The organism is Pseudomonas sp. AC255, from assembly GCF_979258175.1.
Map to the genome: position 1 here is coordinate 4094782 of NZ_OZ409841.1, position 13372 is coordinate 4108153.

Annotated in this window: 4 protein-coding genes and 3 pseudogenes; all 7 read left to right on the plus strand. The window is 55.2% G+C overall.

The features are described from left to right. The first annotated feature begins 47 nt into the window (after positions 1-47). Complete coding sequence (locus tag ACZZ0K_RS18680; protein WP_007949952.1) at positions 48-563, plus strand: Hcp family type VI secretion system effector; 516 nt, start codon at positions 48-50, stop codon at positions 561-563. Between the two features lie 134 nt (positions 564-697). Further along, positions 698-2740, plus strand: coding sequence for a type VI secretion system Vgr family protein (locus tag ACZZ0K_RS18685; RefSeq protein WP_258707649.1), 2043 nt, complete (start codon positions 698-700; stop codon positions 2738-2740). After that, positions 2713-3471 (plus strand): DUF4123 domain-containing protein, encoded by a 759-nt coding sequence (locus tag ACZZ0K_RS18690; RefSeq protein ID WP_463559253.1) that lies wholly within the window; start codon positions 2713-2715, stop codon positions 3469-3471. The genes ACZZ0K_RS18685 and ACZZ0K_RS18690 overlap by 28 nt, the downstream gene beginning before the upstream one ends. Next, positions 3468-8353, plus strand: a pseudogene (locus ACZZ0K_RS18695) (RHS repeat-associated core domain-containing protein). The gene ACZZ0K_RS18690 and the pseudogene ACZZ0K_RS18695 overlap by 4 nt, the downstream one beginning before the upstream one ends. A gap of 1454 nt (positions 8354-9807) precedes the next feature. Continuing rightward, positions 9808-11683, plus strand: a pseudogene (locus ACZZ0K_RS18700) (RHS repeat domain-containing protein); the annotation flags it as partial. Between the two features lie 3 nt (positions 11684-11686). Then, on the plus strand, positions 11687-11989 hold the full coding sequence (locus ACZZ0K_RS18705) for a hypothetical protein (protein WP_136492024.1): 303 nt from the start codon (positions 11687-11689) through the stop codon (positions 11987-11989). Between the two features lie 22 nt (positions 11990-12011). Next, positions 12012-13323 (plus strand): annotated as a pseudogene (locus ACZZ0K_RS18710) (RHS repeat domain-containing protein); the annotation flags it as partial. Positions 13324-13372: the final 49 nt, after the last annotated feature.

Sequence of the window (13372 nt, forward strand, 5' to 3'; positions counted from 1 at the left end):
GATTTCGCCTCCGGGCACCCTAACTTTATCCGCAAGGAGAGCACCCCATGGCAACACCAGCGTACATGTCGGTTACCGGCGAAAAACAAGGCCTGATCACTGCCGGCGCTTTCACCGCCGACTCCGTTGGCAACACCTACCAGGAAGGCCACGAAGACCAGGTTATGGTTCAGGCTTTCACCCACGACGTGATCATCCCGCGTGACCCGCAATCCGGTCAGCCAACCGGTCAGCGCGTTCACAAGCCAGTTGTGATCACCAAGGTCTACGACAAGGCTTCGCCACTGCTGCAAGCAGCTCTGACTTCCGGCGAGCGCATGAGCGAAATCGTTATCCAGTGGTACCGCACTTCGGCCCAAGGCACCCAAGAGCACTACTACACCACCAAACTGGAAGACGCGATCATCGTCGCCATCAACAACAAAATGCACAACTGCCAGGATCCAGGCAACGCGCACTTCACCCACCTGGAAGAAGTGCAGTTCACCTACCGCAAAATCACCTGGACCCACGAAGTATCCGGTACTTCGGGTTCCGATGACTGGCGTGCTCCAGTCGTTTAATTACGGCTGACCGTTACACGCATCGGCCAGCTCTGCTGGTCGATGTTGTTTACGCCCCTCCAGAATTTCGCGTACGTTGAGCCGCTTTTTTGCGGCCGTCGACGAGCGCCGCTGTACAGCACGAGGAACAAGGGATGTTCGCGCCGGCCAATGAAACCCACTTTGCCCTGACCATCGAAGGGCTTTCCGCCGACTTTCAGGTGTTTACCCTCACCGGCCGGGAAGCCATCAGCCAGCCTTTTGTCTTTGAGGTGGAGCTGGTCAGTGAGCAGCCGTCGCTGGACCTCGAAACCCTGCTGCACAAACCGGCCTTTCTGCAGCTGTCGCCTGACGGCAGCGGCATCCATGGCCAGATCTACCGCGCCGCGCAAGGCGATTCCGGCAAGCGCCTGACTCGTTATTCTGTGACGCTGCGCCCACAACTGGCGTATCTCGCGCACCGCATCAACCAGCGCATCTTCCAGAACCTCAGCGTGCCGAAAATCATCGGCATGGTGCTGGAAGAGCACGGCATCCAGAGCAACGCCTACGAATTCAAGACCGGTTCGATCTATCCTGAACGCATCTACTGCGTGCAATACGACGAGTCGGATCTGCACTTCATCCAGCGCCTGTGCGAGGAAGAAGGCATTCACTTCCACTTCCAGCACAGCGCCAACGCGCACAAGCTCGTTTTCGGCGATGACCAGACGGTGTTCCCGAAACTGGCCCCTGTGCCCTATCAGCAAGACTCCGGCATGGTCGCCAGCAACCCGGTTATCAAGCGCTTCGACCTGCGCCTGGAAACCCGCACCAGCCGCACCACCCGTCGCGACTACGACTTCGAAAAACCGCGCCTGACCCTGGAAAGCGAAAACCGTGGCGACGCCCTGCCCGACCTCGAAGACTACGATTACCCGGGCCGCTTCATCGACCGCGAGCGCGGCAAGCATTTGGCCAAACGCGCCCTCGAACGTCATCGCAGCGACTTCCAATTGGCCGAAGGCAAGAGTGATCAGCCACTGCTGGTCAGCGGCCATTTCCTCGCCCTGACCGAACACCCGAAAGCCAAGTGGAACGACCTCTGGCTGCTCACCGAAGTCCTGCACGAAGGCAAGCAGCCGCAAGTGCTCGAGGAGTCGGTGACCAGCGACACCACCGCGCTGAAAGACGATTTCCACCAGGGCTACCGCAACCGCTTCCAGGCCACGCCGTGGGACGTGCCCAACCGCCCGCCGCTACGCCATCCGAAACCACGCATCCTCGGCAGCCAGAGCGCCGTGGTCACTGGCCCGAAAGGTGAAGAAATCCACTGCGACGAGTACGGCCGGGTCAAAGTCCAGTTTCACTGGGACCGCGAAGGTCAGGCCGACGACAAGACCAGCTGCTGGCTGCGCGTCTCCAGCGCCTGGGCCGGCGCCCAGTACGGCGGCATCGCCATCCCGCGCATCGGCATGGAAGTGCTGGTCACGTTCCTTGAAGGCGACCCCGATCAACCGCTGATCAGCGGCTGCCTGTACCACAAGGAAAACACCGTCCCCTATCCACTGCCGGCGAACAAGACCCGCAGCACCTTCAAGACCCTGAGCTCCATGGGCGGTGGCGGCTACAACGAACTGCGCATCGAAGACAAAAAAGGCCAGGAACAAATCTACCTGCACGCCCAGCGCGACTGGGACGAAAACATCGAGCACGACCAGAAAATCCGCGTCGGCAACGAACGCCACGACACCGTCGAAAAGAACAGCTACACCGAGTTCAAGGCCGAAGAACACCACACCGTCTACGCCGACCGCAAAGTCGAAACCCGCGCCAACGACCACCTCACCGTCGGCGTGAACCAGCACATCAAGATCGGCACCGGCCAGTTCATCGACGCAGGCCAGGAAATCCACCTGAGCAGCGGCATGAAAGTGGTGATGGAAGCTGGTGCAGAGCTGACCCTGGTCGGCGGTGGCAGCTTCATCAAGATCGACGCTGGTGGCGTGACCATGAGTGGGCCGGTGATCAACATGAACTCCGGCGGCAGCCCCGGCGTTGGTACGGGCGCCGCGCCATTGATGCCCGGCGTGCTGAAACAGGCGGATGCCGACAAGGCTGGCCAAGTCCTGACCCCGGCGCAGATCAACACCCTAAAACGTAACGCGCCGTTCTGTGAAGAATGCGAAAAATGCAAGGCAGGTGCCTGTGCCATCTGAACGAATCCCCCAAAGACTGGCTGGCGCAACAGCCGCTGCAAAGCGGCGAGCGCCTGTACCTGATCATCAGCGCCGCCAGCGACGCAGACGCCCTGAAAACCCTGTACCTCACCGAACCCACCGCCCAGCTCATCCCGATCTGGGGCGGCACGCCCTACTCCACCTGGCAACCGGTGATGCCCTACCTCACCGAACTCAAAGCCAACTCCGCCTTCCTGCCATGGATCGCCGAAACCGACGCCCTCGACTGGGGCTGGCTGGCGGTATCGCGTTCAGAACCGAACGAAGTGTTCGAGCATCTGCGCAGCCTGACGCAGGTAAAAATGCCGGATGGCACCGAGGTGTTTTTCCGGTTTTGGGATGGGCGGCATATTTATCCGATTCTGCGGGGGCTTGGGGAGAAGGCTGGAGAGGTGCTGCCGGTGTTTGAGCGGTATCTGATCAATGGGCAGGCGCTGGAAGTGGGCACGCGGGTTGTGCCGAAGGTGCGGGACTGGCCGTGGTGGGAGGTGCCGAAGGGGTTGTTGGAAGGGTTGATGGCAGAAAATCCATCCACCGTGATCGGCAACATGATGCAGTGGTTGCAGGAGGAACACGCCGATCTGTATTTCTCCTTTCCCGAATCGAACCTGAAACAAAAAGTGGCGCGCTTTGTTAAACGCACGCCACTCACGGAAGAAAACTTTACCGGGCTGTTGAAGGCCTATCTGGAAAAAGAGGTAGTGGTATGAGCGTTCTAATGGGCGGGATTGTTGGCGGTCTCACAGCAAAACAACCCGATGCTCAGGCCATCATCAACGACTTCAAGAAGTGCCTGAAGGATTACCGCGAGCATGCCGAAGCCTGGTACGGCGGCATTCTGGATGCGGAGCAGCAATTCAAAGTCGGTGACGAAGTTGCCACGGCTGACAAGGACAGCAAGAAGGAAAATACCCTTTATGCCAACTGTCCTGCGAACGGCAAGCTGGTGCTGATCCATAGTTTCGAGTCCGCGCGCTTTGTGCCGATCGGCAATACGCCAGTTCAACTGACACCGGTCGTCAATGGACGCTTCATCGGCAAAAACGAAGTTGGCCCGACCATCAATAAAACCATTGATGCATCAGGGATTCTTGAAGTTTCAGGCCTTACTCCCAATCAGCAATACAAAATCACCTTCTTCCCGAATCCTACGCGTGCCCAGATCGACAGTTTGTTCAACTCCTACCAAGGTGTGATCGGCGAGCTGGGTGGCTGGCTACAAACCGAATGGAGCACCAGCTTCCTGCCGCTCTGGCAAGCTCACACCGATGCCTCCCTTGTAGGTCGCGCCTTGCAGGAGCTGGAAGCGGCTTGGGAAGGGTTCATGAAAGCGATTATGGGATTGTGGGGCGATATCAAAAGTCTCTACGACCTCATTGCCCATCCTCGCGAAAACTACGAGAAGCTGAAAAACTTTTTCACTGAAGAACAGATCAAGAAGATCTACGACGCCTCTGCCGACGCTATTCACACGGCTTTGTTAATCGCGAGCGATGAGCCGCTGATGTGGATATACGTCGCGGCCATCGTGGCCTGGGTGAAGATGCTGCCGCCGCAGACTTGTACCGAAGTGCTGGCGCAAATGTCGACAGAGTTCCTGCTCAACATTTTGATCGGCGTTGTTTTGACTGGTGGTCTTGGCTTGGCCGTACGCGTGGGCACAAAAGCCGTCAAAGGGGTACAAAGCAGCGGCAAAGTCATAAAGCTGATTGAAGACTTCACCGGCATGTTGATGAAAGTCAGCAAGTCCAAAGCGACGCCGCATACCGAAGCATCGAAGCCGTTGCTACTCAATGGTGATTCGAAATTCAATCCGGCACGCAAAGCGGATGTTCAAATTGCCGCTCCCAAACCTGCCGAAACGGCCACAGCGCCTAAAAGCAAGCCACCGATCACCGGCGGAAGTGATTCGAAATTCAATCCGACACCCAAAGCGGATCCTCAGATTGCCGCTCCCAAACCTGCCGAAACCGCGACAGCTCCGAAGAGCAAGCTACCGGTCACCGGCGGAAAAGTGGAATCCGATGCGCAGATTCAAACCCGTAAAAAAGATGAGCCAGCCTCACGGATCGAGCAGGTAGAGACCGTCGACAACGCCCCCGAACAGCCGAAGAACCCAGCAAAAAACCTGCACAATGCGTCGACGACACATGCTCAGACGGCGAACCAGTATCGATGGTGACCGGTGAAGAGTTACTGACGCTCACCGATGGGGAACTGGGTGGCCTGCTGCCTTTTGAGTGGACACGCCTATACCGAAGCAGTGCAGTCGAAATTGATAGCCGCCTCGGCTATGGCTGGAGTCATTCACTGTCTCATCGCTTGCAGATCGACGATGAGAGTGTGCTGTGGACGGACAACGAGAACCGGCAAACCCGTTTCCCGATGCCCACGGAACAGCGGCCGGCCATCACTAACAGCCTGGCTCAGGCAGCGATTTATCTAGGTAATGAACCCGGCGAACTCATTTTGACCCAAGCCGGGGCAAAAACCCGCTTCTACCATTTCCGTGCCGGTCGACTGACCGCGATCAGCGATGCTTACGAAAATCGTCTGCACATCAGTTATGACTTCGTTGATCGTATCCAGCGCATAGATAACGGCGCAGGGCGCGCCCTTTTGCTGCGCTACGAAGACAGACACATCGTTGCTGTCGACCAACAGCAACAACGTCCCGAATACAATGAACGCGGCGAACGCCAAGACCCATGGCTGACGATTCATACTCTCGTCACCTACCGATACAACGCACTCAATCAACTGGTTTCTTCCACCAATGCGATGGGCGAAACCGAGCATTACCGCTACAACGATCAGCACGTCATCCTTGAGCGACAAATGGCCGGAGGGGCTAGCTTCTTCTGGGAGTGGGAGCGTGAAGGCAAGCTGTCCCGATGCGTGCGTCATTGGGCCAATTATGCGCAGATGGAAGCGCGTTACGAGTGGGACGATAAAGGCTCAGTCATTGTCCATAACGCTGACGGCAGTGAGCTGGTCTATGTGCATGACGAAAATGCACGCTTGGTCAGTGAGACCGCGCCCGACGGTGGTGAAACGCAGAACGCTTATGACGATCAGGGTCGACTGATTGCTGTTAAAGATCCCATGGGAGCGATCACCGAGTATCAGTACAGCGATGCCGGACGCTTGATTGCAGTGATTCCACCGGAAGGTGTTCCGACGCGTTACAACTACTTCAACGGTCAACTTATTGATGTCCAGTGCGGCAAGGCCCGCTGGAAATACGAACGCAACCGTCAGGGCGATATCACCCAACAAACCGATCCTGACGGCAACGAGACCTTCTACAGCTATGACCGTCAGGGACGCTTGCTGGAGATCCGTCACTCCGACGGCAGTCGTCATCAACTGGGCTGGAACAACCTCGGCCAGTTGTTGGAAGAGCGCCTGCCGGACGGCGGTCAACGAAAATACCGCTACGATGCCCTCGGCCGGCAAATCACTCGCCAGGACGAATTCGGCGCGATCACCCAATATCAATGGGATGCCGTCGACCGCCTCACTCAGGTCACCCTGCCCGGCGGCGCCACACGTGCGTTTACCTACAACCCGTATGGCCGCGTCACCGCAGAACGTGACGAGCTCGGCCGCATCACCCGCTACGAATACGCTGACAACCTGCATCTGGTCAGCCGCCGCATCAACCCCGACGGCAGCCAACTGCGCTACCGCTACGACAACTCGCAACTAAACCTCACCGAGATCGAAAACGAGCGCGGCGAACGCTATCAACTCGATTATTACCCGAACGGCCTGATCCAGCAGGAAACCGGCTTCGACGGCCGCCGCACCGCGTACGAGTACGACCTCAACGGCCAACTGCTGAAGAAAACCGAGTTCGGTGACGACGGTAGTGAACTGGTTACCGAATACCAGCGCGATGCCGCAGGCCGTTTGCTGGTCAAGACGCTGCCCGATGGCGAAGAGATTCATTACAGCTACGACGCACTCGGTCGCCTGGTAAACGTCGACGACGGCCATTGGCCGCTCGCTTATGAATACGACGTGCAAGATCGCTTGATCATCGAACATCAGGGCTGGGGCACCACGCGTTACGCTTACGACAAAATCGGTCAGCTCAGCCACTGCCGTCTGCCCGATGGCTGCACGCTCGATTACCGTCATTTGTCCGGTGGACGGCTGAGCAGCATCGACCTCAACGGCTCTCGCCTGACCAGCCACCAGTTCAACGCCGGTCGCGAGCAACAACGCCAACAAGGCTTGCTGCTTAGCCAATACCAATACGATGAACAGGGCCGACTACAGGCCCACAGCGTCAGCCAACGGGACAAGCACCTGTTCCAGCGTCGCTACAATTACGATGCCAACGGCAACCTCGCCGGTATTAACGACAGCCGCAAAGGCAACCGCAGCTATCACTACGATCCACTCGACCGACTGATCAGCGTACGCGGCGCCATGCCAGAGAGCTTCGCTCACGACCCGGCAGGCAACCTCCTCGGACAAAATGACCTGCCCGCAGCCAACATAGCCAACGTCAAAGGCAACCGCCTACTGATGCAAGGCGACCGCCATTACGATTACGACGCCTACGGCAACCTGATCCGCGAGCGTCGCGGCACCAGCCAAAAGCTCGTCACCGAGTACCGCTACGACTGCCAGCACCGCCTGATCGGCGTCAGCCTGCCGGGTGGCAGCACCGCATCCTACAAATACGACGCCTTCGGCCGCCGCATCGAGAAAACCGTCGACGGCCACACCACTGAATTTCTCTGGCAAGGCGAGCGATTGATCGCCGAAAGCGCAGAAAATCGCTATCGCAGCTACATCTACGAGCCGGGCAGCTTCCGCCCGTTGGCAATGCTCGACGGCGAAGGCCCACTAAAGGCTGCCCCGTTCTACTATCAACTCGACCACCTCGGCACACCGCAGGAACTCACCGACTACAGCGGCGAGATCATGTGGTCAGCGAAGTACCAGGCCTACGGCAACCTCGCGGCGCTGGACGTCAGCGAAATCGATAATCCGCTGCGTTTTCAAGGGCAGTATTTCGACGCCGAGACAGGGTTACATTACAACCGCCACCGCTACTACAATCCGGGGACTGGACGGTTTTTGACGCCGGATCCGATCAAGCTTGCGGGTGGGTTGAATAGCTACCAGTACGCGCCTAACCCTACGGGGTGGGTGGATCCTTTGGGATTGAGCGGATGCCCCGGAGGCAAAGATGGCTCCTCCGGCTCAAGCACCGAAAACCCTGCAAGTAAAGCAGTTGTAAAGGAAGGATCGCCCCCACCTCCTGAACCACCAAAACATGACAAATGGAGTCGTGAACCTAAAAGCATTCAGGATCAGATGACATTGCAGGCGGCGAAAGAAGGACACGGGGTCAGGATCATTGAGGGCTTAAATGATCCAAACTTCAAAGGAATGGACAAATGGGAGCTTAAAGTAAAATCCAAAAACGGTAACGACTCGGTGGTGCACTATGTTCGTGATCCGGAAACTGGCAAATTAATGGACTTTAAATTCAAAAAGCATAGCACCGACGATATAAAACCGTGGGGAAACGACCCATCCGTACCACCCGGGGATTCTGAAAAAAAATGAAAGTTAAATGTAAAACAAACAAAATAGACCAAAGCTTCACGCAGGATACTTCAATAAGGCTTAAGCGCTATATCTCGATCGGCGACAGTGAGCTAGACATCGAAGTCGGAAAAGAATATACCGTATACGGCGTTGAATTTTGGGACAACTGCCCATGGGTTTATATATGCCCAGAGCCTTATGACGAATACCCTAAACCATTCGCATTGGACTTTTTTGAAGTCACCGAAAAAAATGTCGTCTCACTGGGTTCTTAACTCACAGTGCACGCACAACAAAAAAGTCAAGACCCAGCTCGTATTTTGCGAGTGGGCTGACGATGAGAGCTTCTATGAAAGGTTGATTAACGAAGACGAAGAATGCGTTAATACATTCGACAGCTATAGGAAAATGATGAACGCCGAATAGAAAACAACCAAGGACCAAAATCGCTACTGTTATTTTCAACGTACAAAACCACCATCCTTGATGGTTAGTATAAATGCAAATGGGGACAGATTTACTTCCTACTGAAATAAATCTGTCCCCATTTGTCCCTAGTGATAAAAACATTGCGACACGTAGAGCTGCGTTTAGAGAGGCTAAGCGCGACGCCAAATTCCCTAACACAGCTGTTCTAATTAGGGTGAAACGTGTTCCGCTTACGAAAGAAGCTGAAAATGGTAGGGGTACGGAGTTTGTTTGAGACGCGGAAGGTAATACGGTGATGATTAAAGAGTATCGCTACAAAAATATTGATAAAGAACGTGTTGTCATTCAGAAACATTTGTACGGACATTAGGACTATCCAGCCTCCCATGCTTCTCATAAATACACACCTTAATGTTAGAGAATACGACTCTGTATCAGGCAATGCTCATCGAAACAGAACACTCCACTTATGAAGTGTGGCACGCCATTACGTATTTGAGTAATAAAGAAAATGCTGACAAATTCAACTTCAAAAAAAAGAATGAACATCGATCATTGGAGAGTTTTATTCCCCAGAGCATTCGTTCACTAGCTACACACTATTAGACGAAAACTCGTCACAATTAAAACTACATAGTAGGGTAAAAGAAAAAACAGCACCTGCGAAATGTTTGAAAAATACTACAACTAATATGAATTTGATCTTTACATAGAATTTATCGAATCACTCAAAATAGAAAACTTCAATTTCGCCAGACATACAATTCTATCGATCATGAATGAGAACCAGATGCTTGCCGTAAAAATTGAAATCAATAACTCATGCATTGTCACATGTAGCGCAAGAAACATTACTACTTCCAACTTAAAAGCTTATTACAACGACCGATCCGTTTGAGCATATCCGAGACTTTAAAACAGAAGAGTCGAAAATCTACTATTGATCTAGTACATTCATATGGATCTGCTCTCTTCACCACGACCTGACTTGGCCGGTTCTTAGCCAGAGTCGGGCCCGGTTTCCCTGGAACGATCGCAAGCACATCATCGCCGTCGACTATCAACAGTTCCTGCCAGCGGACAATCTTGAGGCCGCATGGAACACAGTGCAGACGCTGGTCACTTACAGCTACGACACGCAGCATCGCCTGATCGAGGCGAAGAATGCCGCAGACGAAGCCGAACGCTATCGCTACAACGACCAGCACGTCATTCTCGAGCGGCAATTGGCAGGCGGCGCGGCGTTCTATTGGGAGTGGGAAAACGAAGGCAAACTGTCTCGCTGCACTCGTCACTGGGCCAACTTTTCGCAGATGGAAGCGCAGTACGTCTGGGACGACAAAGGCAGCGTCACCGTAACCAACGCCGATGGCAGCGAAGAACGAATACGACAGCGTCGGCCAGCTCAAGCACTGCCGCTTGCCCGATGGCAGCAAACTCGATTATCGTCACCAGCCTGGCGGGCAACTCAGCAGCATCGACCTCAACGGCTCACGCCTGACCAGCCATCAGTTCAACGCCGGTCGCGAACAACAGCGCCAACAAGGCTTGCTGCTCAGCCAGTACCAATACGACGAACAGGGCCGACTTCAAGCACACAGCGTCAGCCAGCGGGACATACACCTGTTCCAGCGCCGCTACCAATACGACGCCAATGGCAACCTCGCCGGCATCGACGACAGCCGCAAAGGCAACCGCAGCTATCACTACGATCCACTGGATCGCCTGGATCGCCTGGATCAGCGTACGCGGCGCCATACCAGAGAGCTTCGCCCATGACCCGGCAGGCAACCTCCTCGGCCAGAATGACCTGCCCGCAGCCAACCTCGCCAATGTCAAAGGCAATCGCCTGCTGATGCAAGGCGACCGCCACTACGACTCCGACACTTACGGCAACCTGATCCGAGAGCGTCGCGGCACCGGCCAAAAGCTCGTCACCGAATACCGCTAAGACTGCCAGCATCGCCTGATCGGCGTCAGCCTGCCGGGTGGCAGCACCGCATCCTACAAATACGACGCCTTCGGCCGCCGCATCGAGAAAACCGTCGACGGCCATACCACTGAATTCCTCTGGCAAGGCGAACGCCTGATCGCCGAAAGCGCACAAAATCGTTATCGCAGCTACATCTACGAACCGGGCACCTTCCGCCCGTTGGCAATGCTCGACGGCGAAAGCCCGCTAAAAGCGGCCCCGTTTTACTACCAACTCGACCACCTCGGCACGCCGCAGGAACTGACCGACTACAGCGGCGAAATCATGTGGTCGGCGAAGTATCGCGCGTACGGCAACCTCGCAGCGCTGGATGTCAGCGAAATCGATAACCCGTTGCGCTTCCAGGGTCAGTATTTCGACGCCGAGACAGGCTTACATTACAACCGCCACCGCTACTACAATCCGGGCACTGGGCGGTTTTGACGCGGGACCCGATCAAGCTTGCGGGTGGGTTGAACAGCTACCAGTACGTGCCTAACCCTACGGGGTGGGTGGATCCCCTAGGGTTGAATACTTGTCCAGGCGGAGATAAATGCGTTCCGGGGCAAAGCGCTGAAATATCTGAAGGAAAAGCCAGGGTAAGCGATGGAGCCCCGCCTCCTCCCGACGTTCAATGGACAAATCATGGCAATAAACATGTGGCGCCTAAGGCTCCTTGGCCATCGGTTGTAAAATCGACCGCTAATGGAGGTGCAGCTAAATATCTACCCGGCACGGACATTGAAGCGTTAGAGCGGCACGCGTTTGCAAATGGTCAAGATGTTAACAACGGAAAACCATGGAAAGTAATTGACATGGGAAAAACCATAGGCGCCAATGACGGAAAAGAAACTCAGTACATGAGAGTGGAGTTAAGTGCAAACACTATACATGGACATCCAATATCAGAAGAATCGTTTAGAAAACCAACGAAAAAGAAGAAATGATTTATGAATCTTGAAAACATAAAAAAACTTGGTGGCAAGATAACTTTTGACGAGATATCCAGCCTAGTCGGATCGGATATTTCGCTCATTACAGATGAGTTAAGGGAGGATCTTTTGCAAGCGCTACTCCCGCACGAGCAAACAATAGACATTGGTTGGTATCCCGAATTCAGTGAACACGGCGCCTTCAGAATCTCATTAATCGCAAATAAAAATTGGGCATCGCCTATATACACCGAAACGGCCAAAACCTGGGCCGATCTTGAAAAAGCGTTAGACCATACATTGAATAAAGTAAAAATTTAATGGATCGACGAGCTCGCGTTGACTAGCCAGCGTCGACGACGGTCGTTAGCCTTTCGCCTATAAATATGACTTGCAGACCAACTCATCGAGGAACACCAAGTCTGGGGCACCTTGCGCTACGAAAACGACAGCGTCGGTCAACTCAGCCACTGCCGTCTGCCGGACGGCTGCACGCTTGATTACCGTCATTTGTCCGGTGGGCGCCTGAGCAGCATCGACCTCAATGGCTCACGCCTGACCAGCCACCAGTTCAACGCCGGTCGCGAGCAACAACGCCAACAAGGCTTGCTGCTTAGCCAATACCAATACGATGAACAGGGCCGACTACAGGCCCACAGCGTCAGCCAACGGGACAAACACCTGTTCCAGCGTCGCTACAACTACGATGCCAACGGCAACTCACCGGCATCAACGACAGCCGTAAAGGCAACCGCAGCTATCACTATGATCCACTGGATCGCCTGATCAGCGTACGCGGCGCCATACCAGAGAGCTTCGCCCATGACCCGTCAGGCAACCTCCTCGGCCAGAATGACCTGCCCGCAGCCAACATAGCCAACGTCAAAGGCAACCGCCTACTGATGCAAGGCGACCGCCATTTCGATTACGACGCCTACGGCAACCTGATCCGCGAGCGTCGCGGCACCAGCCAAAAGCTCGTCACCGAGTACCGCTACGACTGCCAGCACCGCCTGATCGGCGTCAGCCTGCCGGGTGGCAGCACCGCATCCTACAAATACGACGCCTTCGGCCGCCGCATCGAGAAAACCGTCGACGGCCACACCACTGAATTTCTCTGGCAAGGCGAGCGATTGATCGCCGAAAGCGCAGAAAATCGCTATCGCAGCTACATCTACGAGCCGGGCAGCTTCCGCCCGTTGGCAATGCTCAACGACGAAGGCCCACTAAAGGCTGCCCCGTTCTACTATCAACTCGACCACCTCGGCACTCCGCAAGAGCTCACCGACTACAGTGGGGAAATCATGTGGTCCGCGAAGTACCGCACCTATGGCAACCTCGCGGCGCTGGACGTCAGCGAAATCGATAATCCGCTGCGTTTTCAAGGGCAGTATTTCGACGCCGAGACAGGGTTACATTACAACCGCCACCGCTACTACAATCCGGGGACTGGACGGTTTTTGACGCCGGATCCGATCAAGCTTGCGGGTGGGTTGAACAGCTACCAGTACGTGCCTAACCCTACGGGGTGGGTGGATCCTTTGGGGTTGAGTAGCGAATGTCCACAGAAGAAAGCTAAATCTAAGGGCGATATCGGTAACCCTTCCGAAAAAGCCAAGGTCAACGAAGGCGAACCAGCGGCACCTTCCCCGTCCCTCGCGGAGAAAGTACTACTCGTGTCCGGCACTACACCAACAGAAAAGG

Bases quoted from the DNA above. Each gene is read 5' to 3' on its own strand.
- ACZZ0K_RS18685 (WP_258707649.1), top strand. From the start codon at position 698: ATGTTCGCGCCGGCCAATGAAACCCACTTTGCCCTGACCATCGAAGGG.
- ACZZ0K_RS18680 (WP_007949952.1), top strand. From the start codon at position 48: ATGGCAACACCAGCGTACATGTCGGTTACCGGCGAAAAACAAGGCCTG.
- ACZZ0K_RS18705 (WP_136492024.1), top strand. From the start codon at position 11,687: ATGAATCTTGAAAACATAAAAAAACTTGGTGGCAAGATAACTTTTGAC.
- ACZZ0K_RS18690 (WP_463559253.1), top strand. From the start codon at position 2,713: ATGCAAGGCAGGTGCCTGTGCCATCTGAACGAATCCCCCAAAGACTGG.